The sequence below is a fragment of the Bradyrhizobium neotropicale genome, from assembly GCF_001641695.1.
In the GTDB taxonomy this organism is placed as follows: domain Bacteria; phylum Pseudomonadota; class Alphaproteobacteria; order Rhizobiales; family Xanthobacteraceae; genus Bradyrhizobium; species Bradyrhizobium neotropicale.
Window position 1 is genome coordinate 1 of the sequence record NZ_LSEF01000049.1, and the last position, 23,162, is coordinate 23,162.

General features: G+C 64.9%; 20 protein-coding genes and 1 pseudogene. 3 read left to right on the forward strand and 18 right to left on the reverse strand.

The features are described from left to right. Window positions 1-65: 65 nt before the first annotated feature. On the forward strand, window positions 66-1,415 hold the full coding sequence (locus tag AXW67_RS16370) for an IS701 family transposase (RefSeq protein ID WP_063676182.1): 1,350 nt from the start codon (window positions 66-68) through the stop codon (window positions 1,413-1,415). Between the two features lie 36 nt (window positions 1,416-1,451). Here the strand turns inward: AXW67_RS16370 and AXW67_RS16375 are convergent, their stop codons facing one another. The 8 genes from AXW67_RS16375 to AXW67_RS16410 form a co-directional block, all read right to left on the reverse strand. Next, complete coding sequence (locus AXW67_RS16375) at window positions 1,452-3,512, reverse strand: hydantoinase/oxoprolinase family protein (RefSeq protein WP_063678706.1); 2,061 nt, start codon at window positions 3,510-3,512, stop codon at window positions 1,452-1,454. A gap of 5 nt (window positions 3,513-3,517) precedes the next feature. Further along, window positions 3,518-5,185, reverse strand: coding sequence for a hydantoinase B/oxoprolinase family protein (locus tag AXW67_RS16380; RefSeq protein ID WP_063678707.1), 1,668 nt, complete (start codon window positions 5,183-5,185; stop codon window positions 3,518-3,520). Between the two features lie 92 nt (window positions 5,186-5,277). Next, window positions 5,278-6,582, reverse strand: coding sequence for an aspartate aminotransferase family protein (locus AXW67_RS16385; RefSeq protein ID WP_245315579.1), 1,305 nt, complete (start codon window positions 6,580-6,582; stop codon window positions 5,278-5,280). A gap of 36 nt (window positions 6,583-6,618) precedes the next feature. Further along, window positions 6,619-7,326, reverse strand: a complete 708-nt coding sequence (locus tag AXW67_RS16390) for an ABC transporter ATP-binding protein (RefSeq protein ID WP_027554684.1) — start codon at window positions 7,324-7,326, stop codon at window positions 6,619-6,621. Next, entirely contained in the window at window positions 7,313-8,050 is a 738-nt protein-coding gene (locus AXW67_RS16395) for an ABC transporter ATP-binding protein (protein ID WP_063678709.1), read from the reverse strand. The genes AXW67_RS16390 and AXW67_RS16395 overlap by 14 nt, the downstream gene beginning before the upstream one ends. Beyond that, window positions 8,047-8,970, reverse strand: coding sequence for a branched-chain amino acid ABC transporter permease (locus AXW67_RS16400; protein ID WP_161491262.1), 924 nt, complete (start codon window positions 8,968-8,970; stop codon window positions 8,047-8,049). Before AXW67_RS16400 ends, AXW67_RS16395 begins: the two co-directional genes overlap by 4 nt. Beyond that, a complete protein-coding gene (locus tag AXW67_RS16405; RefSeq protein WP_082907908.1) occupies window positions 8,897-9,901 on the reverse strand; it encodes a branched-chain amino acid ABC transporter permease in 1,005 nt (334 codons plus the stop codon). Before AXW67_RS16405 ends, AXW67_RS16400 begins: the two co-directional genes overlap by 74 nt. 112 nt (window positions 9,902-10,013) lie before the next feature. Then, a complete protein-coding gene (locus AXW67_RS16410; protein WP_063678711.1) occupies window positions 10,014-11,165 on the reverse strand; it encodes an ABC transporter substrate-binding protein in 1,152 nt (383 codons plus the stop codon). Between the two features lie 189 nt (window positions 11,166-11,354). Between AXW67_RS16410 and AXW67_RS16415 the strand changes: the two genes are divergently transcribed. Further along, window positions 11,355-12,152, forward strand: a complete 798-nt coding sequence (locus AXW67_RS16415; RefSeq protein WP_063678712.1) for an IclR family transcriptional regulator — start codon at window positions 11,355-11,357, stop codon at window positions 12,150-12,152. Between the two features lie 178 nt (window positions 12,153-12,330). Here AXW67_RS16415 and AXW67_RS16420 read toward each other — a convergent pair whose 3' ends face one another. The 10 genes and pseudogenes from AXW67_RS16420 to AXW67_RS16460 form a co-directional block, all read right to left on the reverse strand. Next, complete coding sequence (locus AXW67_RS16420) at window positions 12,331-12,921, reverse strand: hypothetical protein (protein ID WP_063678713.1); 591 nt, start codon at window positions 12,919-12,921, stop codon at window positions 12,331-12,333. A 179-nt stretch (window positions 12,922-13,100) separates the two neighbouring features. Beyond that, window positions 13,101-13,258, reverse strand: a pseudogene (locus tag AXW67_RS44085) (type 2 isopentenyl-diphosphate Delta-isomerase); the annotation flags it as partial. Window positions 13,259-13,286: 28 nt separating this feature from the next. Further along, a complete protein-coding gene (locus AXW67_RS16425; protein ID WP_063678714.1) occupies window positions 13,287-14,189 on the reverse strand; it encodes a terpene synthase family protein in 903 nt (300 codons plus the stop codon). Then, on the reverse strand, window positions 14,186-15,736 hold the full coding sequence (locus AXW67_RS16430) for a hypothetical protein (RefSeq protein WP_063678715.1): 1,551 nt from the start codon (window positions 15,734-15,736) through the stop codon (window positions 14,186-14,188). The genes AXW67_RS16425 and AXW67_RS16430 overlap by 4 nt, the downstream gene beginning before the upstream one ends. Before the next feature lie 297 nt (window positions 15,737-16,033). After that, window positions 16,034-17,032, reverse strand: a complete 999-nt coding sequence (locus AXW67_RS16435; protein WP_063678758.1) for a polyprenyl synthetase family protein — start codon at window positions 17,030-17,032, stop codon at window positions 16,034-16,036. Window positions 17,033-17,185: 153 nt separating this feature from the next. Beyond that, a complete protein-coding gene (locus AXW67_RS16440) occupies window positions 17,186-18,529 on the reverse strand; it encodes a cytochrome P450 (RefSeq protein ID WP_063678716.1) in 1,344 nt (447 codons plus the stop codon). Further along, window positions 18,529-19,362 (reverse strand): SDR family oxidoreductase, encoded by an 834-nt coding sequence (locus AXW67_RS16445; RefSeq protein WP_027554677.1) that lies wholly within the window; start codon window positions 19,360-19,362, stop codon window positions 18,529-18,531. The genes AXW67_RS16440 and AXW67_RS16445 overlap by 1 nt, the downstream gene beginning before the upstream one ends. Then, on the reverse strand, window positions 19,349-19,657 hold the full coding sequence (locus AXW67_RS16450) for a ferredoxin (RefSeq protein ID WP_027554676.1): 309 nt from the start codon (window positions 19,655-19,657) through the stop codon (window positions 19,349-19,351). The genes AXW67_RS16445 and AXW67_RS16450 overlap by 14 nt, the downstream gene beginning before the upstream one ends. 1 nt (window position 19,658) lies before the next feature. Then, a complete protein-coding gene (locus tag AXW67_RS16455; RefSeq protein WP_063678717.1) occupies window positions 19,659-20,948 on the reverse strand; it encodes a cytochrome P450 in 1,290 nt (429 codons plus the stop codon). A gap of 93 nt (window positions 20,949-21,041) precedes the next feature. Further along, window positions 21,042-22,244, reverse strand: a complete 1,203-nt coding sequence (locus AXW67_RS16460) for a cytochrome P450 (RefSeq protein WP_063678718.1) — start codon at window positions 22,242-22,244, stop codon at window positions 21,042-21,044. Between the two features lie 269 nt (window positions 22,245-22,513). Here AXW67_RS16460 and AXW67_RS16465 point away from each other — a divergent pair, with 269 nt between their 5' ends. Then, on the forward strand, window positions 22,514-23,101 hold the full coding sequence (locus AXW67_RS16465) for a recombinase family protein (protein ID WP_430648719.1): 588 nt from the start codon (window positions 22,514-22,516) through the stop codon (window positions 23,099-23,101). Window positions 23,102-23,162: the final 61 nt, after the last annotated feature.

The window sequence follows — 23,162 nt, forward strand, 5'->3', positions numbered from 1 at the left end:
CTAGCACTACTTTGGCAGATTGTCGGTTTTGCTGTGCTTTATAGGATTCCCGAATCAATTTTTCAATGATTCATGGGTGGTCGGCTCTTGGAGGGCTGACCATGGCGGGATGGGAAGACGAACTTGAACGCTGGCTGATGCCGTTCTTGGACCGGCTGGGCCATAAGACTCGGCAGCGGATGTGTCCTCTGTATGTTGCGGGACTGATTGGTCCTGGCGATCGCAAGAGCGTTCAGCCGATGGCGGAGCGCCTTGCCTCGGGCAACTACGATCAGCTGCACCATTTCATTGCGGACGGTGTCTGGGACGCGACGCCGCTGGAGACGGAGCTGCTCAACCAGGCGGACCGACTTGTCGGCGGCAGGGATGCGGTGCTCGTTATTGATGACACCTCACTGCCGAAGAAGGGCGAACGCTCGGTTGGTGTTGCGGCTCAATACGCATCGGCTCTCGGCAAAACGGCAAATTGCCAAACGCTGGTGTCTTTGACGCTCGCGCGCGGCGAAGTGCCAGTGATGGTCGCGTTACGTCTCTTTCTGCCTGACAGTTGGACAAGCGACGTGTCTCGTTTGAAGCGCGCTCGCGTGCCAGTCGAACACCGAACGCCACGGTCCAAGCCGGAAATTGCCTTGGCCGAGATTGACCGCGCGACGGCAGCCAACGTGCGCTTTGGATGTGTGCTGGCGGATGCAGGATACGGACTTAGCGCACCATTTCGACAAGGGCTAACAGAGCGCGGGCTGGCCTGGGCTGTCGGCATCCCTCGGCACCTGAAGGTGTATCCGGTCGATGTGAAGCTCGTTTGGCCGATTACCAAGGTCCGCGGGAAACCACGAAAGCACCACGTGCCCGATGTCTTATCGATTGCGGCAGAACAAATGCTGGCCAGCGCCAAATGGAAAGCCGTGAGCTGGCGCAGCGGGACGAAAGGTCGGCTGAAAGCCCGATTTGCTGCTCTCCGTGTCCGCACCGCCGACGGCCCTCCTCAGCGGATTTGGGATAAGGGTCAGCAGCATCTCCCGGGCGACGAAGCTTGGCTCATTGGCGAGCAACGTGCCTCAGGGGAGAAGAAATACTATCTTGCCAATCTCCCCGCGGCGACGGATCTGCGCACACTAGCTGCCACCATCAAGGCAAGATGGATTTGTGAGCAGGCGCATCAGCAGTTGAAGGAGGAGCTCGGACTTGATCACTTCGAGGGGCGATCATGGCAGGGTCTTCATCGCCACGCCCTGATGACAATGATTGCCTACGCCTTCCTGCAGCATCGTCGCCTCGCACACGCGGGGCGGAAAAAAAAGAATCAACGGACCTCCGCCTCAGCCAACCATGCCCGCCGTACGTCACGCCATCGTCGATCTCATCCTTCGGCCGCCGTCTCAGCGGTGCCCATACTGCCGAAAACAAATCCTTGAAAAACACTGGCGCAAATAGCTTCTGCCAAAGTAGTGCTAGTCCTCTTTGCAAATCCCGAGCTCAATATCGAGCCATCCCAACGCATTGACCATTGCACGATCGTCGCGGTTGATGACGACCGTCGTCGTCTCGGCCTCGATGATCGCTGGGCCCTCCAGCACATGGCCTGGACGCAATTTTTCCAGCGCGTAGACCGGAACCTCACACCAAGTGCCAAAGAAGGCCTGCCGTTTGCTTGCAGGCGGCGCGCTTGGCTCGGTCGCCGGCGTCGGCGTGTTGACTCCCTCACTTCGAGGAACCGCACCAACAGCAGCGACCCGCGCATTGACGAACACGACTTCCTGATCGCGGGAGGCGTAGGTGTAAAGTTCCTCATGGCGACGATGAAAGCGCTCTTCGACCTCAGCGACCAGCGCTGGCGCGGTGAGGTTGACGTCGCTGAGCGGTACGTCGACCTCGAACACCTGCTCTCCATACCGCATTTCGGCGGAGCGTTCGGTCACGACCGGCCCATCAAACCAGCTGCGCAACCGCTTGGCAGCTTGCTCCTCCAGATCAGCGAAAATCTCGCGAATGTCTGAGGCGGTCGTACGGGTGCCTGCCTCAAAATGAGTGCGGCTCACCTCGTAACGCAGGTCGCTGGTCAGCATACCCCAGGCCGACAGCACCGAGGCGGCCGTAGGCACTATGATCCGCTTGATGTCGAGCTCGCGCGCTACCTCGGCAGCGTGCAGACCTGCGGCGCCACCGAAGCTTAGGAGCGCGAACTTCCGCGGATCGACGCCACGCCGCAAGGTCATCAGCCGGATGCCGTCGGCCATTTTGAGATTGACCAGTCGATAGATTCCGGCAGCGGCCTCGATGCGTGTCACACCGAGCGTAGCTGCGAGGCGATCGATTGCCGCCTCCGCCGCGGCCCGATCGAGTGGACGCCGTCCGCCCATGAATGCCGCCGCATCGAGATAACCCAACAAGATATTTGCATCGGTCACGGTCGGCTCTGTACCGCCGTTGCCATAAGAGGCTGGGCCCGGCATCGCGCCGGCACTTTCGGGCCCGACGCGAATGATGCCGCCGGCATCAACACTGGCGATAGAGCCCCCGCCCGCCGCGATGCTGGCGATGTCCAGACTGCGCAGCGCGATGCGCTGGTCCGCCAACCCGCCGTCAGCCGACAGCGTCGCGCGTCTGTCCGCGATCAAGGAGATATCGGTGCTCGTTCCGCCCATGTCGAAGGGCACCAGATCCGGCAGCGCCAGCAGCTCCGCACAGCGGCGGGAACCGGAGATGCCGCCCGCAGGCCCCGACAGCACGGTCGCCGCCGCGAGACGCCCCGCCTCCTCGACCGGCGCCATGCCGCCATGGGAGAGAATGATGAACAAGCTCCCCGCGAACCCCGCCTCGGCCAAGCGCCGCTCGAGCCGCGTCAGATAGTGCCGCACGGCAGGACCGACATAGGCATTCACAATCGTGGTGGAGACGCGCTCGTACTCTTTGATCTGTGGCAACACGTCACTGGAGCGCGACACACTCACTCCGGGCAGCTCGCGTGCAAGCCGCTCTGCTGCCGCGATCTCATGGGACGGATTACGATAAGCATGCAGGAAGCAGATCGCGACCGAAGTGGCGCCAGAGGCGCGGATCAACTCGATGGCCTCGCCGAGCGAACCATCGTCGAGCGGCAGGAGCACGTCGCCGTTCGGCCGCAGCCGCTCGCGAACGCCGAAGCGCAGTTCGCGCGGCACCAGCGGCTCCGGCGGCGGGGTCCGTAGATCGTACCGATTGCCCTTCAATCCCTCACGCATCTCAATGACGTCACGGTGTCCCTGCGTGGTCAGCAGCGCGACTTTCGCGCCTTTGCGTTCGAGCAGCGCGTTCGTCGCGACCGTGGTGCCATGCACCAGCCGCTGCGTCGCCACCAACATATCGGCGCGCGGCATGTCGAGGCGCTGCGCGAGCTCGTTGAGCCCGTTCATCACGCCGATCGACTGGTCCTGCGGCGTGGAAGGAGATTTCGCGAACACGGTACGTCCGGTCGCGTCGATCGCGACCAGATCGGTGAACGTGCCGCCAACATCAATGCCAATCGTCAACATCTTTACTAAACCACTTCTGTCGTTGCGTCTGGAGTTACGAGACCCTGCTCCTCATCGCGCTGACGGGCCTGCTGCGTGCGTCGCTCGGGTGGGCCCCATCCTCCGCCACCGGCGGAGCGCACTTCGAGGCAATCTCCCGGGTGGATTTCAATTCCGACCTCTTTGGTTCGCAGCACGCGCGGCGGCCGACCGGCCGACACCAGGCGGTAGTGATGCGGCGCCCCGTCCTTGCCGCCCAGCATGCCGCACGCGCCATGCCGGGCACCATCACCTGCGGTGTTGCCAAGCGCCGGCTTCTCGGTTTCGAAGACGAGATCGAGGTTTACGCCCAGACCGCCTCGGAATTGACCATCGCCGCCGGAATTGGGCCGATATTCATGATGACGGAAGTGAAGGGGGAAGCGCGCCTCCGCAACCTCGATGCTGCCGAACTTGAGGCCACCGACCGTGTGCCATTCGCCGATCGACGACCAGCCATCACCGCGAGAAGAAGCGCCACCGCCAGGGCGCGCCTGAAACATATGCCAGATGAAGCCGCGCCCGTCGCGAGGATCCTCGCCCTGCACCGCGATGCGGAAGCGTCGGCTCCAGCCACCCATGGCTCGATCCGGACAAGATCCTGACAACGCCTTGACCACCGCCTCCACGATCTCGTTGGATGGATGGCTGGTACACAGCGTCACTGGCCGACCGGGATCCGCCCATACAATCGTGCCCTGCTTGGCAACGACGGTGAGCGGCCGCAGCGCGCCAGCGTTCTTGGGAATTTCGGCGTCGATCAGATAGGCAAAGGCCATCACGACTGCTGCATGCATGTTGGCGTGCGACGAATTGACAAAGCTCGTGCTCTGCGGGTCTGACCCCGACAGATCGACCTCGATCTGGTCGCCTGACTTCGTAACCTTGGCCGCGATCCGGATGTCGCTGCGGCCGTGACCGTCGTCATCAAGGAAGGCTTCACCGTAGAACACGCCATCCTTCCAGGTCGAGACCACCGCGCGCGTCTGCTGTTCGGCGGCATCGAGGATGGATTCGATCGCGGCTCCGACCACTGGCGCGCCAAATTCGGCGAACAGCCGCCCCATCCGCCGCTCGCCCATGTGCGCCGCTCCAATCATGGCGGCAAGATCACCGCGGAAATCGTGAGCGTTGCGCACATTCAGTGCCAACATGTCTAGAATGTCCTCGCGCAGCCGGCCAGCCTCGTAGAGCTTGATTGGGGGGATGCGCAGCCCCTCCTGCCAGATTTCGGTAGCGGCGGGGTTGTAGGCGCCATGCGTTGCGCCGCCGATATCGCTCTGGTGCGCGCGTACGATACTCCAGAACAGCCGTCGGCCGCCGTCAAAGACCGGCACGAATGCGGTCAGGTCGGGCAAATGGCTGCCGCCGTGATAGGGATCATTCATCAGGATGACGTCGCCGGGCGCGACACCCTTGAAGCGCTCCTCCACCGCCCGCGTCGCCCAGGGCAGCGCGCCGACATGGACCGGAATGTGGTCGGCCTGGGCGATCAGGCGGGACTGGACGTCGCAGATCGCTAACGAGAAGTCTCGGCTCGAGTTGAGGATTTGGGAATAGGATGTGCGAAGCATCGCCTCGCCCATTTCCGCAACGATCGAGGTCAACCGATGCTGAACGACGGACCGCGTAATGGGATCAACCTTGTGGGCCATTCTCGCACCTGTTTCAGACAAATAGTGTTTCGCGGCGTGATGACCCTAATGGCCCCACGCGAGACTTACCAACTTCAAGACTCATGGGCGCGTCAGGTTTGTGACGCAACCTGCGCCAGAGCATCCGAGGCCGCGCGGACGATGCTCTCGATATCTGCGTCCGTCATCGGCAGCGACAGCGCCATCAACCCGTAGCCGGCGGCGAGAATGCCGCGGTTGAGAAACGCGAGATTGAACACACCTTGTCGTTTGGTCTCGCCTTCGGTCATGTACGCCGAGCGATAGTCGCGGATCGGGCGCTCGGCGAAGTGCAATTTCAAGAGCGATCCAAGACCGACCGCGCTGCCCGGTACGCCATGGCGACGGAATGCGTCGTTGATGCCCTTTCGTACCGCCTCGCCGATCGCATCCAGCCGTGCGAATGCGCTCTGATCCAAGAGCTCCATAGCTGCCAGCCCGGCCCGCATCGTGATCGGGTTGGCCGAGAACGTACCGCCATGAGGTAACGCCGGCTTGCCATGGCGCGGATCGAAGACGGCCATGACCTCCTTCTTGCCGGCGATTGCGCCGACCGGAAACCCGCCGCCGATGATCTTGCCAAGCGTGGTGAGATCAGGATCAATGTCCCATATTCCCTGGGCGCCGTGATAGCCGAGACGGAAGGATATCACCTCATCGAAGACCAGCAGCGCACCGACCTCGCGCGTCGCTTGACGCAGCGCTTCGAGATAGGCCTTGTCGGCGGGTATGAGGCCTGCGCGGTTCGGCATCGGATCGACCAGCACACAGGCGAGATCGCGACCATGCTCCCGGATCAGGCTGACGGCGCCATCGATATCGTTGAAGGGAATCGTTACGACGTCGGCCAGCACCTTGTCCGGTGTACCTTTGGCATAGGCAACTGAGACTGGCGCGTTGCTGCCCCAGTCTGCCGGCTTCGGATCGAGACTGACCTCGGCATAATCGTAGGAACCGTGGTAGGCGCCCTCGCACTTGGCGATCTTCGGGCGCCCAGTAAACGCACGCGCCGCTTTCAGCGCCATCATCACGGCTTCCGTGCCGGAGTTGGCAAACCGGACCTGGCCGACTGACGGCAGCCGCGCGGCAAGTAGCTCGGCAAGGTCGATCTCTGACTCCGTCGGCATTCCGAAGGCAGAACCGAGCGCGAACTGCCGCGTCGCCGACTGGATCAGCGCCGGATGGGCGTGACCATGAATCAGCGAGGTGAAATTGTTGATGCAATCGATCAGTTCATTGCCGTCAACATCCCAAACCCGGCACCCCGCTCCACGCGCGGCGTAGATCGGATAAGGCTTCATGAACACCGTGGTGCGGGTGTTGCCGCCCGGTAGGCTTGTCAGAGCGCGATCATAGAGTGCTTTCGACTTTGAAGTCATGTCAGGATACATCTTCTTGTTTCCTCGTCCGAAAGATTAGCGTCCGAGATAAGCTTCGCGGACCCGCGTGTTCTGCTTGAGGTCATCGGCGGTACCCTGAAGAGCGATGCGGCCCGTTTCCAGCACATAAGCTCGGTCTGCCACCGACAATGCCAGGACCGTATTCTGCTCCACGACCAAAATCGTGAGCCCACTGTCAGCGATCTGTCTGACGCGTTCGTAGACCTCTTCTGCCAAACGAGGTGCGAGCCCAAGCGAAGGCTCGTCGAGCAGGAGCAAACGCGGCCGGGCCATCAGCGCCCGCCCGATTGCCAGCATCTGCTGCTCACCTCCAGACAGAGACCAGCCGAGCTGCCGGCGACGCTCCTTCAGGCGTGGAAAAAGGTCGAACGCCCGTGCGAGATCGTCGGCAATCGGCTGGCGCCAGCGCCGCCAATTCACCGTGGCAAGCGTGAGGTTCTCCTCCACAGTCAGGCCGGGAAAGATCCGCCGTCCTTCGGGCGCCTGGGAGATGCCGAGCTCGACGCGGCGGTCGCTGGCGAGCCGCGCCACCGACGTGCCTTCGAATACGATGTCGCCCGACCTGACCGGATTCAGGCCCGAGATCGCGTGCAGCAGCGTGGTCTTGCCAGCTCCGTTGGCACCAATAAGGGCGACCGTCTCGCCCCGGCCCACCTCCAGCGTCACGCCCTGCAGCGCGACGATGTCGCCATAGGCGACCGTCAGATCGTTACACGCCAGCATGACGATAACCTTCGCCGAGATAGGCCGACAGCACTGCGGGATCGCTCTGGATCTCAGATGGCGTGCCCTCGGCGATCTTGCAGCCGAAGTTCAGCACCATGATCCGCTCCGCTAGGCGCATCACCATCCCCATGTTGTGTTCGATCAGAACGATGGCGATCCGGTGCTTACCCCTCAATTCCGTGAGCCGGTCGACCAGCTGATCAACCTCGGCGGAATTGAGTCCGGCGGCAGGCTCGTCGAGCAGCAGCACGCGGGGCTCGCAGGCGAGCGCCCGGCACATCTCGACCATGCGCCGGTGACCATAGGATAGGGATTCGATCGGTGCTTGCGCGTCCGCCGCAAGCCCCATCTGATCGAGCACTGCCATGGCCCGCTCGCGCAGGTCCAACTCGCTGCGGCCACTTTGGATGGCCGCGCCGGTCATGACGTTTTCGAGCACGCTCAATCTCGCGAACGGACGGCCGTGCTGAAAGGTGCGCCCGAGGCCGCCGCGAACCCGCTTGTGCGTAGCGGCGCGCGTCATGTCCCATCCGTCGAGCAACACTCTGCCCCCATCAGGCAAAACAAGTCCGGTAAGGACGTTGAGCAGCGTCGATTTGCCGGCGCCGTTTGGGCCGATGACAGCGACGAATTCGCCCTCCCCGACCGACAGGTCGACGTCCGAGAGTGCGGCAAGCCCGCCGTAGCGCTTGGCGACTTCTGTGGCCTGCAGCAGGCTCATTGGCGCGCCTCCCTTGAGGCACCGACCAACGCCAACGTCTTTATACGCCCGTCGCGGCTGAAGCTGGCCGGCCGGCGAATCCCAGCAAGGCCTGAAGGTAAGAAGATGAGAATGGCAAGGACAAAAAGACCAAAGAACGCGAGATAGGCGGAGCCGAGGAAGCGCAGCCATTCCGGTAGAAAAGTCACGAACAGCGCGCCCAGAATGGCGCCCACGATCGATCCTTCGCCGCCGACCACCAGCATCGCGAGGTAAGCGATGGAGTGCGCATAATTGAAATCTTCAGGCGAAATGAAGCGCATGTGGCAGGCGAACAGGCCTCCGGCCACGGCCGCATAGACTGACGAAAGGAGGAAGGCGGCGAGCTTGGCCCTGGGGACGTCGATGCCCGTCATGGACGAGGCCGTCTCGTCATCGCGTACCGCGATCATCGCCCGCCCATGGCGTGAGGCATGAATGAGCGCGGCCACAGTGGCGGAAGCCGCCAACACCACCAGAGCGAACCACAGGTAGCTGCGCTCATTGCCCAGTGCGTGGCCGGCAATTTGCAGCTCGGGAATGCGAGAGATGCCGTTGGTACCACCGGTCACCTCGATCCAGTTGGCGGCGACAATGGAGAAGCAGACGTTGAACCCGAGCGTTGCCAGCGCGAGATAGTGGCCTTTCAGCCGCAGGAGCGGAACGCCGATCAACATGGCTAAGAGCGCCGTGCCGGCAACCGCGGCGGGCAGCGCTAGCCATGGTGACCACGCCAACAGCGTGGTCAGCAGCGCAACGCCGTAGGCGCCCGCCCCGACGAAAGCCGCATGACCGAGCGAGATCAACCCGGCATAACCGAAGGCAAAGTTAAGCCCGATGACGGCGATTGCCGAAATCACGGCAAGATTGAGCAGCCGAAGGTGGTAGTCGGCCAACATCATCGACAGGCCGAGACCTGCGATCAAAATGAAGGCGCCGAGCAGGAGCGGAAAGCGTATCGACATCGATCAGCCCCGGTCCTGAATGCGTTCGCCGAACACACCCTGCGGGCGCACCAGCAGGAACAAGATCATGATTCCGAAGGAGATCAGGTCCTTGTAAGCGGAGGAGATGTAGGATGCGCCCAGAACTTCGCTGAGGCCAACGAACAGGCCGCCGACAATAGCCCCCGAAGCCGCCAATGATTGTGGCTGCGAACGCCTTGAGCGCGATGGGATCCCCCATGCTGGTGTCTGCGAACCACATCGGTCCGAGCATCAAGCCGGCGACGCCTGCGAGCAGTGCAGCGAGGATCCAAGATAGCGCAAGCAGACGATTGACCTTAAGGCCCATCAGCCGGGCAGCTTTGATATCCTGCGCCACGGTGCGCATCCCGATGCCGAGTGAGGTGCGGAAGAACAGGAGCCACAGCAGCGCAACCATCAAAGCCGTGACAATCACCACAGCGACCGCATGGGCAGAAATCGTTGCGCCTGCAATTATGAAATTCACTCCTTCTACCGGCGACGGCAGTCGGAACGGCCAAGAGCCGAACGCTAGCAGCGCCGCGTTCTGCATGGTAATGCCGATCGCGACCGTACCAATGATGATTGTCACCACCGGACTGGTGCGCAGCGGCAGGTATAGCACCGCAAAAAACAGAACTCCGAACAGTGCCATCGCAAGCAGGGCAGCGCCGTAGCCCACTGGCCAGGGCAATTGTGCATTGAGTAGCATGGCGACGCCTGCGAAAGTGCCGAACATCACGAACTGCCCGGCAGCGAAATTCACCACGCCTGTCGCGGAGTAGACGATAACGAAGCCGATCGCGGCGAGCGCATAGACGCTGCCGATAGCCAGTCCGTTGATGAGCAGTTGGATGAGATCCGTCATGTCGTCCTGATCTTCTTGCAGGCCGGTCTGTCAGCGCCCAGCCATTTTGGGGCAGAGATCCTGCATCGCTGGATGGTCCGAGCGCGGAACGCGAGCGTCGCCAGTCGGCGGGTCAGTTCAGCTTGATGGCCTGAACCAACTCCAGCGATTTGGTCCCGACTTTGGACTTCACCACAGCCAGATCGAAGACGCCGTTGCCCTTGGCATCGTAGGAATAGAAATGACCGATGCCCTGCCAGCCTTTCACGGCTGCGAACCAGTCCCGTAGTGCTTTGGGATCGGTACCGACCTTGCGCAGGCCCTCAGCTGCCAACATCGCACCATCGTAATAGGCGAGCCCGTAGGGATCCGGGTCGGTGCCGAATTTCGCTTTGAAGCGCTCGACGAAATCCTGCATGCGCCCGCCAACCGATGGATCGATGAAGGTGTCGACAACGCCCCAGACACCGTCGAGATCGGCTGCCGACAGGAGTTGTAGTGCCGCCGGCACCAATGCTGCCGAAGATGTGACCAGCGGCATCTTGAGGCCGAGCATCTTCGCCTGACGAAGCACGAGCGCACCGTCCTGCGGGTAGTTGAAGATGAGAAGGACGTCGATGCCTTTGCCGCGTAGACCGAGCAGTTGCGCCGAAAAATCCTTGTCGTTCTGACCATAGGCGCCCGTGCCCACCACGCTCACGCCGGCGGCCTCGAAACGCTCGGCAGCAGTCTGGGCGCCGCCTTGGCCAAAGTCGTTCTGGATGTAGAGAATGCCGGGTTTTTTGGCCTTCAGCACATTGAGCGCACACTGCACCATGCCTTCGGCCGAGACGCTGTCGGCCGGCCGCACGCGGAACATCCATTCGTCGCCACCTTCGGCCACGACATCTGCCCCACCAGCATAGAAGGCCGGCACCTGCACCTTCTTCAGCTCCGGCGCCACCGCCAGATTCTGTGTTGAATAGCTCGACAGGAAGAACAGCGACGGCTTGGTTTCCTGTGCGAGCTTGACGAACGCATTCACCGCCGTGCTGTTGGAGGCCTGCGTGTCCTCGAAAACGATCTTGAGGCTGCGCCCGTTAATTCCGCCGGCCTTGTTGATGTCCTCTTCGGCCATCATCAGGGAGTTGTGATACTGCTTGCCGGTGAGCGACAGCGGTCCGGTCATCGGCACCGTGGCGCCCACGATGATCGGACTTCCCTGCTCGGCGCGTGCGGCTGCCACCCACGGCATCGCGGTTGCCGCAAGTAACGCTTTCAGAAACTCCTGCCTCGTCATCTTCATGATGTGCCTCGTGACGCTTCCCCGAGGGGCAGCACCACGGCGGCTGCTCCCAGCAATCGCTATTGACTTTCGTTCCGTTTTCCGGAACATTATTCCGGTATTGCGTAAAACTAGTTTGCTCGGGCTCGCCGAGTCAAGCGGCGGGAGAGGCGCGTGCATGGATAAAGTTTTCACGCGAGGAGGATTAGAGTGGCAAAATTCGATGAAGCAGTGGGCCCGCTCGACCGATACATGCAGGTTCTGGAGCTCGTGGCGACCTTCCCTGGGGTTCTGACTTTGGCAAACGTTTCCTCGCTGCTTGATCTTCCGAAGACATCTGCACACCGCCTGCTCAAGGGTCTGGTGCGAGCGGGACTTGCGAAGGACAGTGTCGGTGGCCGGGCCTATCAGTTGGGCGACCGCTTGCTGCGCCTCTTGCATGCAACCGCTGACGACGGATGGATCGCCGCACTGGCGCGGGCACATTTACAGGAGCTCACGGACGCCACCTCCGAGACCTGCTATTTGACACGCCTCATCGGCGCGCGCGTTGTCGTTGCGATTTCCATCTCACCGGACGTGCGCTGGCGAAGCTACGTGCAGCCCGGAATCGAGATGCCGGTGCACGCAGCCGCAACGGCCAAGGCGATCATCGCTTATCAAAGCAAGGCCGTATTGGCCGAAGCGACGTCGGGCGACCTGCCCCTCCTCACGGCCAACACACGCAATGACCGGAAGTGGATCGAACAGGAGCTCGCCACGGTCAGGAGCCGAGGCCATGCGACGTGCATCGGCGAAATCGACGAGGGCCTGGCCGCAATTGCGGTTCCGATTTTCCTGTCCGACCGCCGCGTGTTTTATGCTCTGGGAATGACGGGGCCGTTGCAGCGGATTATGAACGAGCAGCTTCCGGATCGTTTGACGGCGCTGCGCAACGTGGCCGACGTGTTGGGAAAATCGCTCTCCATAGGCGAGAAGCTAAAATCAAAGGATGTCGCTGCGAAATGATCGCGCGCGAGCATCGCATTTCTCGCCGCATCAATGCGCGCTGATCGGCGCTGATAGTTTGCCCCTTACGGGAAAGACCTACGAACCGATACAGATGCCGAGGTGACCCTCGCCGAGATGGTAAGAGGGTACGAAACTGACCTAAGACTCGCTGCCCATGATAAACTTGACTCCCACATCAAATCGCTTCTTGCCGCCGCGCATCCGGTGACCGGGAAGCTGTGGTTATCCCCTGCGATAGGGTGTTTCCGGCAGGCTCAAAATGTGGGTCAAGGCGACCTCCTATCATAAGCGTGCTGCGCAGATGTAGGAGGCTTTCCTCTGCCTTCAAGTCAATGGAGCGATGACCTGTGGGCGCGCATAGGTCAGCCGATCGTCGCAATAAAGGCGGTCTTCGTTGCACGCGTACCGCGTCCAGATAGCGGCCGCCCTCCATCAGGATCATCGCCTCGCGCGCGTTGCGGACGGCCTCGACCGCATTGCGCCACTCCTCCAATCCCTCGCGCACGTCGATGAGATCGCACAGCGGTGCCGCCTGGATGTTCGCTGCCTTCAATTCGTTCCGCAGCGCTTCCGCTTCGTCGCTCAAGACCGCACGATCGATTGTCTCCGACTTCGCGCGCCGACTCAGTTCCTCCCTCTTCTGGCGCACCTCTCCCTCGCGGCGGGCGGCTTCGGCCCTTGCACGCAGGAGCTCGCGCATCGCCGTCGCACCGACCTCGTCGACGATCCGCTGCAGGAGTCGGAGTAATCCGTCGCGCTGTCGCACTCGACGACGTCTCGTCCGCCACTTCGGCTCCATCGTCCTTCCGAAATGACAGCGCGATCCACGTAAGCGACGTCTTACGCATGACCCTCGGTTTCTGGTTCTCGTCGTGTTGTACGACCCCGAGACAATATTCGCGAAGGGATGCGCGTCGGGCCGGTTCTGCCTCACCGCGGCGGCGTTATGTACTCCCAGCTGCGGCGACCGTGGCTGGCGCCGTTCGCCGATCCAGCACGATGTCCAGACGGTCGTCCTTGCGCCGGCTTAGGGCGGTGTCGCTCATGCTCGCTCCATCCGTCGCATCGGGCGACGGCGTTGCGTCGGATCGGACCGACGGCAGCGCGCGCACGCCGCCGCCTCCCGCGCGTTCAGGCCGGCGCACGCTGGCCTCCCCCCGCAGCGTCGCTGCGGTAGCGGCTGGTCGAAGTCTGGTAGTACTGCGCGCGGATGGCCGCCATGGCCTCGATCAACGGTCCCCACGGCGCGGGAAAGCGTTCTTCCGCCATCACCCGGTGCAGCATGCGCGTATGGCCGGCCAGCTCGTCGTTGAGGAACTCCACCACAGGCATAGCCGGATAGCGCTGCAGCAGCAGGATCGCCGCGTTGTCGGCCTCGCCGGCCGACCTGTCCTTGTCGAGTCCATGCAGATCGTTCTGCAGGCGCCCTATCGCGGAGATGAGCCGCAGGACCCGGCGAAACGCCGGACGCGCGCGCAAGGTCGCCATGTCCAGCCCCCACAGCAACGACAGGCAACAGAACACGTTCGCGTAGGCGATCGAATCGATGCCGTTGTGCAGGTACTCGGCGTAGGACCAGCGTTCCGCCCCTGCCGCCTGCGCGTGTCCGGCGCGCAGCGCCGCGCAGTAGCACCGGGTATCGTCGAGAAGCTGAGCATAGTCGCGACGATCGTAGGCGAGCGCGGCCAGCGAAGCGCGCAGCACAGCGCAGCCCTCGAATCCGGGGAGCGCGCACGGCACGCCCTGCCCCAGCGCCTGCTCCACCGCGGCGAGCTGCTCCGGCGCGATCAGGCCAAGGTCGTTGCAATCGTCGAGCCAGAACAGCAGCGCCAGTTCGCGATAGAACGCCACGATCAGCGTTTCGTCCTGCGGATCGCGGCCGGTGCGGGCGCTGGTGTCGCGCAGGCTCGGGTGGATGCGCTGCAGGATGTACTGGCCGCCCCTGACCGCTTCCACGGCATGCTCGTCGGCGAACCCGGTCAGGGAACGCCCCCACTCCAGCACCTGCTGCAGCGCGCGTTCAGTCTGGATCATGGCGCCGCTCCTGCTCCCTCGGCCAGGACGCGCCGCCCCCAACGAAGCGCCAGCCACAACCCGGCGAGTTCGGTCACGCGCACGACCCGGGTGGGGCAATACAGTTCCTTGCCGATCCACAGCGGCGTCTGCGGCAATGCATGCGCCGCATGGCGGGCGAGCATCCACTCCAGCGCATGCGCCACCGCCTGCGCGATGCGCCGGCGCCCTGTCGGCTCTTCGCTGCCGTCCATCACGTGCAACGCGAACAGCGCATAGGCAGTTTCCTCGAATGTGGACGCGCAACCGGCACCCCAGCCGCCGTCGTCGCGCTGCGCCTGCAGCAACGCCGCCAGCGCGCGCTCGTCGCGCCACTGGGGCTTGCCTTGCGCCAGCGCAGCGACCGCATGCGCGGTGGGATACAGCCACGAAACGTGCCATTTTTCGTTGTCCCATAGACCGTGCGGGTTGCGCTTGGCCTCGACGTAGGCGCTGGTGCCGGCGGCAGGCTTTCCCAACAGTCGCAACGCGTGCAGGGCATGGATGTTGGTCGACACCGAGGCATTGCGCTCGCCGGGGAAGGTGACGAACAGCTCGCCGATTTCGAAATGGCGCAACGCATCGACCGCCGGGTCGCGGCCTGCAAGGCGCAGGATGCACAACGCAACGGCGGTGTCGTCCGCATCGGCCGCGAAGTGCAAGGCTGGGCCCAGACCGCGCACGCCCAGGCGGGCGTCGAGCTGCGCGACGATCACGCGCACCGCCTCGGCGAGCGCGGGATGCGCGAACAGCCCGGCCAGATGCAGGGTGTACAGCGACCAGCATGGCTCGAACACATTGATCGGCCAGACGTTGGGAACGACACCTTCGATGCCGCTGCGCGTCGCCCGCGATGCCGCCTGCAGATACGCGTCGGCGCGCCCGACCTGCGGCGTGCTCCCCTGTGTCACGGCGTGCGCACGCCACGCGGCGGTGGCCGCCGGACTGATGCCGATGCTGCCGTCGTCATCCGGGCATGCGGTGGTCGGCGACGTCCCCCAGGCTTCCCAGGAGTGCAGCAACGGATGGCCGCTCGGCAACGTCGCCACCGCCCCCAGCTTGACCAGGCACGCTTGCCGCAACGGCAACAGTGTCGGGTGGCGCGGAAACGCCACGCCGCCCAGCAAGGATGCGGCCTCGCCGCAAAACTGCGGCAGGATCAGCTCCGCGCCGATCGGCGCGTCTTCCGGCACCGCCTGCGCGTAGGGATCGGGCTGGCGCTGGAGGAACCGGGTTGCAGCCTGGACTGCGTCGGCAGCGCCGGGAAGAGGATCGGCACGCTCCAATGCCAGCAACGCCGCCCACGTGGGCGGATGGCGGAACAGCGGGAAGTCCGCGCTTCCCCATCCGCCATCGGCCTGTTGCTGCGCGATGAGCCACGCGTATGCGTCCTGCCGACCGGTGACGTTGCCGTGGAACTGCAGAGCTCGCGCCGTGTCGTAGACGGACGGACCGACGCTGCCGCCATCGCTCATCTCACTCAGCAGGTGGCGCAATTCGGAGAGGATCTGTTCGGACAGCGCGTTCACGCGGGATGTTCCTTCTGCAGACGGTTGACGAGAACCGGATCGGGCAGACGCCGCGCACGTCGCCGCAGGCCCGTCGCGGCCCGGCGCATGGGCAGCGCCGGACGGCCGCCCTGCTCCGGCGCGGCGACGCGCCCCGATGCTGGCGCCGGTCCGCCGCATAGGCTTGCGCGCCGCGTGCGCCGCGACCGTGCTGGGCAACCGCTGCGATCGGCGCCGCGGACTCGGACACAGTGCAGCATGCACCGCTGCCGCCGCCCGATCGCAGCGGCACAGGGGCGACTCCATGCGGACGGGCGCTCATGCGCATGGCGCGTGCTTGAACAGATACGCGTTGGCCCGCTGCAGGATCTGCGCCAACCGTTCCGCACGCGGCCCCAGCGGGGCGAGGGCCTCCCCGGCGTCGCGCAACAGATCCAGCGCGAACTGGCGCGCTGCCTGCAGCCCCATGATCGACGCGCAGGTCGGCTTCTGCGCTGCCGCGTCCTTGCCGGGGGTCTTGCCCAGCGTCGCGGTATCCGCTGTCGCGTCGAGAATGTCGTCGACCACCTGCAACGCCAGGCCGAAACAGGCGCTGTAGCGATCGAGCGCACAGTACAGCGCAGCCTGCGCGGCATCGTCCGCGATGGCGCATAGCGCGCCCATGCGAACGGACGCGCGCACTAGCGCTCCGCTCTTCATCCGGTGCATCGCCACGATCCTGTCCAGCTCGACGTACTTTCCAACCAGCGACAGATCCATGGCCTGCCCGCCTGCGGCACCCTCGGCGGACACCGCCTGCGCCAGTTCGCGCACGAGCGCGATACGGTTGTCGCCCGGCGCATCCAGGCTCGCCAAGGTCAGGAAGGCGTGCGCCTGCAGCGCATCGCCGACCAGGATCGCAGTGGCTTCGCCGAACTTGACATGCACGGTCGGAAGGCCGCGGCGAAGCACGTCGTCGTCCATCGCGGGCAGGTCGTCGTGGACCAGGGTACAGGCGTGCATCATCTCGATGGCGGCGCCGACGTCGTCGAGCATGTGCGCCGGCGTGTCGGCCAGTGCGCCGGCAGCCAGACAGAGCAAGGCGCGGGTGCGCTTCCCGCCGTGCAAGGTGGCGTAGCGCATCGCCGCCATCAGCTCGGTCTCACCGTCGTCTTCGGCGCAGAGAAGACGCGCCAGCGCCTGTTCGACCCGCTTTGCGCCGTCCTGCATCCAGATCTCCGAAAGCAGCCTGCCGGATGCGCCGTGCGCCTGCGCGCCCAATCCGCCGAGCGCGGAAACGCCAGTCCGGTCGTCGTGTAGCGTGGAGCCGGTCTGCATGTTGTTCATGTCCTTGTACCTGACAGCAGACGGCCACGGCGAGCGGCGAGCCGCCGCGGTGTTACCTGCGTCGCACCGAGCGCGCGCGCCGAGCGCAGCAATGCCGCGCGTCGCCGGCGCCGCTGCCTCGCCATACGGGCATGCGATGCCAGCTCATGAGAATCCGATGCGGATTGTCATGGACGGATGTGCGGTCGGGTAATAGCGCCGGCCTTCTTCGACGCCGCTCAGCAACCGCGGCCGCACCCCGGCCTTGTGCATGGTCAGCGCCAAGGCGATGCAGAACTGCACTAGTTCCAGCCATACCAGGTGGTAGCCGATGCAGACGTGTGGGCCGGTACCGAACTGCAGCATGTCCACCGGACGGATCGGCTCCGTGCGTTGCAGCCACCGCGCCAGGCGGAACTGATCGGGCGCCTCGTGCAGCAGCGCCGAGGTCGAGAAATGCAGCAGCGGGATGCACAGATGGGTGCCCGCGGGAATGCGCCGTTGGCCGAGTTGCAATTCCTGCAGCGCGCGACGCGGCAGGAGCGTGGTCGCCGGATGCACGCGCAGCGTCTCGCGGAACAGCGCCTCGGCGACCGGACACTGCGCCAGGTCCGCGTGCCGGGTCGGCACCGCGCCCACGCGTTGCGCCTCCTCGACCAGGGCGTCCCACAGCACAGGCTGCCGCGCCAGCTCGATCACCATCCAGGCCATCGTCGATGCGGTGGTGTCGTGACCGGCAAGCAGCAACAAGCGGATATTGGCGACCAGGACGTCATCGGAGAGCGCATCGTCGCTGCGATCGAAGGCGCTCACCATGTCGTTGATAAACCCTGTGCGCGCGGCATGCGCGCGCGCGTCGCGGACGAACTGGCGCAACTGCGCGTCGATCCAGTCGCGGGCGGCGCGGCCGCGCCGCAAGGGCAGTCCGGGCAGGTCGACCGGGGGCGCGACGATCAACTGCAGCAGTTGCCGGTACTTGCGATGCCATCCCGGCAGGTCCTGCGCGGGGATCCCCATGAGGCTGAAGATGAGCTTGAGCATCAGGTCGCCGGTTTCGCGCAGGATGGTTACGTGGCCGCGGTCGCGCCACGCCTGCACCCGCGCCCGGATGACAGGCGCGAACAGGTCGCCGATGCCGGCCTGGGTCAGCCCCTTGGGCAGGAACGCCGCCTTGATCGCATCGCGCGCCTGCCGGTGCGCGCCGCCGTCCTGGGCGACCAACGTTCCGCCAAGCAATTCGGGCGCGATCTCTTCGATCAGCGTCGAGGACACGTCCTTGTGCCGGAGCAGTGCGAACGCATCCGGATCCACGCAGGTCATCAGGTGTCCGGCAGGGCCGAAATCCAGCCAGAAGTGGCTGCCCAGTGTCCGTTCCGCGCGCTGCAGCAGGCGCGGCAGGTCGCAGACGATGGCGGGAAGATGCCCGACCAGGGGGAAAGCGCCGGGCACGACCGGGATGTCGCACCGCAGTCGGTGCCGACGGTCCAGCGGGTTGAGCAGCATGTCCATCAGCAGCGCGGCGCCGCGGTGTCGCCGGCAGGCCGCGCGGCGCGGCTGTTGCCACCGTCGGCGTACGTCGGCACATGCGCCAGCATGCCGCCATCGATGCACACGACCTGGCCGGTGATGAACGCCGCATCGTCGGAGAGCAGGAACGCCACCAGCGCGGCCACGTCCTCGGGGCGGCCGACGCGCGGCAGGAGCTGGTGCCGGCGCAGATGCCCTTGCATGCACTCATCCAGCTTGGCGAGGAGACGCTCGGTCATGATGAGACCCGGCGCAACCGCGTTGCAGCGGATCTGCGCATGACCGTACTGGGTGGCGAGCGAGGCCGACAGCATGTTCATCGCCGCCTTCGACGCGGCGTAGGATGTCTGCGCGGTGTCACCGCTGAGCCCCTGGCACGACGACATGTTGACGATCGCGCCACCGCCGCGGGCGATCATCCGTGCGATGGCGTGTCGGCAGCAGAGCAGCGTGCCGCGCAGATTGGTCGCCATGGTCTGATCCCAGACCGCCAGATCCAGGTCGAGGATCGCGCGGTCGCGCGGGGTCAGATGCATGGCGCTCGCATTGTTAACCAGCAGGTCGACCCCACCGAAGTGCCGCTCCGCCGTCTCGAACAGCGCAGCCACCGCCTGCGCATCGGCGATGTCCATGGCCAGGGCCAGCGCGTGGCCCGCTTCGGCCGCGATCTGCGCGGTGCAGGCGATGGCCGCCGAGCCATCAATGTCGGCCACCACCACTCTGCCGCCCTCGCGCGCGATGGCGAGGGCGCATGCCTTGCCGATGCCGGCGCCGGCGCCGGTCACCACGGCCACCTTGCCTTCAAACCGTCCCATCGTGTCCGCCTGGATTGCGTTGGTCTTTCGCGGCATGCCGCTCGGCCACTGCCGGAGAAGGCGCAGGGTCGGCGCTGGCGCGCTCGTCATCGCCAGCGTCGCTTTCGATGAGCCGAATGGCGGCGACCGGGCACTGGCTGGCCGCGAGCCGCACGGCGGCGTGCAGCGCCTGCGGGACCGTCGCCACGCACACTTCGGCCACGCCGTCCGGTTCGCGCTGGCGAAAGGTGCCCGGCAGCGTCAGCACGCACTGCCCGGTGGTTCCGCACAGATCATGGTCGACCACGACGCGCATCTCAGCCCCCTTGCGCATGCAGCCGCACCGGCAGCGCGCGGAACGTTCGAAGGAACGCGGAGGGCTCCCGGGTCGGCTGCTCGGCCAATGCCAGCGTGGGGAAGCGCGCCTGGATCCGCGGCAGGCTCTCGGCCAACTGCACCCGGGCCAGTTGCGCACCGAGGCAGAAGTGGATGCCGTGGCCGAAGCTCAGCATGATCTTCCCGTCGGTCGACATGCCAGGACTCGTGCCGTAGAACCGCGCGGGATCGAAGCGGTCGGGATCGGCGAAGGCGTCCGGGTCGCGATTGCCGGCCGCGATCAGCACGCGCACGTCCGCGTTCTTCGGGATCACCACGCCGCCCAGTTCGATGTCGCGCTGGGCGATACGCGGAATGGAGCTGAACATGGCGGGCGCGTCGCAGCGCAGGACTTCTTCGACGAATGCCTTCACCCTCGCGGCGTCTCCCTGCAGCCAGTGCCGCTGTTCGGGATACGCCAGCATCGCCAGGACCGCATGGTTGATGGTCGCAGCAGTGGTGGCGAAGCCGCCCAGCAGCATGCCCCACAGCATGCTGATCAACTCCGCATCCGACAGCGTGTCGGGATCGTCGTCGTGTGCGCCGACCAGCATCGACACGATGTCGTGGCGGGGATCGGTGCGCTTGCGCTGTATGAGGTCGCCGAAGTAGGCCTGCACTCTTGCGCTGGCCGCGTCCGCCGCGGCGAGCTGGGGATCGCTGGCGTGCGGGCTCAGGCCTTCCAGAATGGCGCGGATGCCGGCGGCGAGCCCGAACATGTCGTCCTGGGGCATGCCGAACAGTTCGGCGAAGACCAGCAAGGGCAAGGCCAGCGCGAATTCCCGATGCAGGTCCACCGCCTCCCCGCGCTCCAGCACGGGCGCCATGCCGTCCAGGAGCGCTGCGACGATGCGCGCGATGCTCGGCCGCAGGTTGTCGATCTGGCGCATGGTGAAATCGCGCGAGATCAGCCGGCGCAGACGCGTATGCGTCGGTGGTTCCTTCATCGCTAGCGTGGACGCCAGCAGATTGAGCGACAGGCTGGTCGCCGCACGCGGGAAATAGCGCGCGAGTTCGCCCGGCGCCGGTCCCCGAAACACATCGCCCGTGGCCTTGAGCGCCCAGTAGATGTCGGCGTGGCGGCTCAACAGAAAGAGGCCCGACGCCGCGCGATGCACCGGATCGTGCTCGCGCAACCACCGCATGAACGGATACGGGTCGTGGATGCACGCTGGCGACGCCAGTTCGGCGAAGGCGTCCCGGCATGGTGCCGTGGTTTCTTGCACGTCCATCTTGGTTACCTGTTGGCTGGCTGATCTGACCGGCGCGCGCCAGGCCGCCGGCAAATTGCGGAGAAGATCGCGATCCCCGGCGGCGTCCGCGCATCACCAGAGCACTGGGAACTCCTCGAACCCGCCAGTGATGATCTCCTTGCGCAACTTCAGTGCTTCGGGCGCCACGGCCAGGCGCAGCGCGGGAAAGCGCTGGAAGATCGAACCGAACACCACCTTGAGTTCCAGCCTGGCCAGCGCCAGCCCGATGCAGTAGTGCGGCCCGTAGGAGAAGGTCAGGTGCGGATTTTCGTCGCGTCCGATATCGAAGATTTCCGGGTCGTCGAAATGGCGCGGATCGAACGACGTCGCCGGCAGGCCGACCAGCACCTTGCTCTCCGCGGGAATATGCACGCCCGCGATGGTCACGTCGGTTCTCGGATAGCGCATGATGCCGTCCCAGCCCGCGCCCGGCGGGTACATGCGCAGGATTTCCTCCACCGCCTTGTCCACCAGGGATGCATCGCCGACCAGGCGTTCGCGCTGTTGCGGATGGCGGAACATGGCCAGCAGGCCGAATTCGATCTGCGCGACGGTGCTCTCGTGCCCCGCCACCAGCATGCCCGCCGCCAGGCCGATCGCCTCTTCCTCGGTTGCCTTGCCCTGGTCGACCGCCGCGAGCAGATCCGTCAGCAGGTTGTCGCCCGGATCCTGGCGCTTGTCCCGCATCTTGCCGCGGATGTAGGCGCGCAGTTCTTCCCAGGCCAGGCGCGACGCGCTGCGCGGGCCGCTTTCATGCTGGTGCGTCATCACCTCGTCGGACAACCCGGCGAAAAACGCGTGCTCCTCGTAGAGCACGCCCATCAGAGCGCTGATGACCATGGCCGGAAGCGGAAAGGAGAGGTGGCGCCGCAGGTCGGCGGGCTGGGGCTGGGCCGCCAGCGTCTCGAACAACTGCGCGGCGATCGCCTCGACCTGCTGCGCGAGTAGCTCCACCCTGCGGTTGCTGAAGGCCGGCGCCACGATCGTGCGTAACCGCGCATGCTCGCCCCCCTCGTGCGAGACCAGCCACCCCGGCGAACCGAGAATCACCGAGTCCGGGGTGAATGCCGCCGGCGGCATTCCCGCGGGCCGGAACGCCGCGTCGGACAGCGCCGCCTTGGCCTCGTCATAGCCTGTCACCCACCAGCCTTCGTGCCCGGACGGGAAGCGCACGCGGTGGATCGGACCGTTGGCGCGTAGCGCCAACATCTCGGGCGAGGGCTCGATGTGATCGACGCGCCACATCGGCAGCGTCGGCAAGGGTTGTTCAGACATGGTGGCACTTCACTCTCTAAGCGATGGAAGGCCGGAAGGTGACCGGCAGGCGCTGCGGGCAGCGGCTTTACGTGCGCTTGCGTTCACTTCTGTTCGTCGAGCGGCGGGGAAGGCGGCCGGACCCTAGGGCCTCAATTTGGCTTTAGCCAACTACCGAATCTTGTAGTAGCCCCCTAAGCTAAACGCCTGGTGACGAAAAATTTGCGGAAAACTCTGTCGCCACGCGGAAACCTATTTCCGATGGGTATCCGCCTATGTTGGTTGGCTACATGCGCGTGTCGCCGGACTCCGACCGCCAGAGCACGGACTTGCAGCGCGATGCGCTGCTCGCCGCCGGCGTTGATCCGCTTCACCTGTTCGAGGATCACGCCTCGGGCGCGAAGGATGACCGCACTGGCTTGGCGCGGGCGCTCGAATTCGTCCGGCCCGGCGACGTGCTGGTCGTGTGGAAACTCGCGCGGCTCGGCCGCTCGCTGTCGCACCTGCTCGCCATCGTGACCTCGCTCAAGGACAATCGGGTGGCGTTCCGCTCGCTGACCGAGAACCTGGACACTACGACACCCTCGGGCGAATTCCTGTTCCAGGTGTTCGGCGCGCTCGCGCAGTATGAGCGCGCTTTGATCCAGGAGCGTGTCGTCGCCGGCCTGGCCGCCGCACGCAAACGCGGCCGGATCCGCGGCCGGCCGCAGGCGATCACCGGCGAGAAGCTGGACGCCATCATCGCCGCGCTGGACGGCGGCATGTCCAAAGCGGCGGTATGTCGCAGCTTCGGCGTCAAGCGAACCACGCTGATCGAGATCCTGGCACGGGTCGGTTGGATGGGCTCCCGTGGCGCCCGCGAAGCGGATCAAGTTTAGTCACGACTCCAACAATACGACCCGCCTCGTGAGTCGAGTAAGCAATCTTCAATCTCTGCCG

What these genes read in the sequence shown, in the direction of transcription:
- AXW67_RS16385 (WP_245315579.1), bottom strand. Translation starts at nt 6,582, where the DNA reads ATGACTTCAAAGTCGAAAGCACTCTATGATCGCGCTCTGACAAGCCTA.
- AXW67_RS16435 (WP_063678758.1), bottom strand. Translation starts at nt 17,032, where the DNA reads ATGCAGACCGGCTCCACGCTACACGACGACCGGACTGGCGTTTCCGCG.
- AXW67_RS16465 (WP_430648719.1), top strand. Translation starts at nt 22,514, where the DNA reads ATGCGCGTGTCGCCGGACTCCGACCGCCAGAGCACGGACTTGCAGCGC.
- AXW67_RS16460 (WP_063678718.1), bottom strand. Translation starts at nt 22,244, where the DNA reads ATGTCTGAACAACCCTTGCCGACGCTGCCGATGTGGCGCGTCGATCAC.
- AXW67_RS16445 (WP_027554677.1), bottom strand. Translation starts at nt 19,362, where the DNA reads ATGGGACGGTTTGAAGGCAAGGTGGCCGTGGTGACCGGCGCCGGCGCC.
- AXW67_RS16390 (WP_027554684.1), bottom strand. Translation starts at nt 7,326, where the DNA reads ATGCTGGCGTGTAACGATCTGACGGTCGCCTATGGCGACATCGTCGCG.
- AXW67_RS16440 (WP_063678716.1), bottom strand. Translation starts at nt 18,529, where the DNA reads ATGGACATGCTGCTCAACCCGCTGGACCGTCGGCACCGACTGCGGTGC.
- AXW67_RS16370 (WP_063676182.1), top strand. Translation starts at nt 66, where the DNA reads ATGATTCATGGGTGGTCGGCTCTTGGAGGGCTGACCATGGCGGGATGG.
- AXW67_RS16400 (WP_161491262.1), bottom strand. Translation starts at nt 8,970, where the DNA reads ATGATGTTGGCCGACTACCACCTTCGGCTGCTCAATCTTGCCGTGATT.
- AXW67_RS16455 (WP_063678717.1), bottom strand. Translation starts at nt 20,948, where the DNA reads ATGGACGTGCAAGAAACCACGGCACCATGCCGGGACGCCTTCGCCGAA.
- AXW67_RS16375 (WP_063678706.1), bottom strand. Translation starts at nt 3,512, where the DNA reads ATGTTGACGATTGGCATTGATGTTGGCGGCACGTTCACCGATCTGGTC.
- AXW67_RS16395 (WP_063678709.1), bottom strand. Translation starts at nt 8,050, where the DNA reads ATGAGCCTGCTGCAGGCCACAGAAGTCGCCAAGCGCTACGGCGGGCTT.
- AXW67_RS16380 (WP_063678707.1), bottom strand. Translation starts at nt 5,185, where the DNA reads ATGGCCCACAAGGTTGATCCCATTACGCGGTCCGTCGTTCAGCATCGG.
- AXW67_RS16450 (WP_027554676.1), bottom strand. Translation starts at nt 19,657, where the DNA reads ATGCGCGTCGTGGTCGACCATGATCTGTGCGGAACCACCGGGCAGTGC.
- AXW67_RS16405 (WP_082907908.1), bottom strand. Translation starts at nt 9,901, where the DNA reads ATGACGGATCTCATCCAACTGCTCATCAACGGACTGGCTATCGGCAGC.
- AXW67_RS16425 (WP_063678714.1), bottom strand. Translation starts at nt 14,189, where the DNA reads ATGATCCAGACTGAACGCGCGCTGCAGCAGGTGCTGGAGTGGGGGCGT.
- AXW67_RS16410 (WP_063678711.1), bottom strand. Translation starts at nt 11,165, where the DNA reads ATGAAGATGACGAGGCAGGAGTTTCTGAAAGCGTTACTTGCGGCAACC.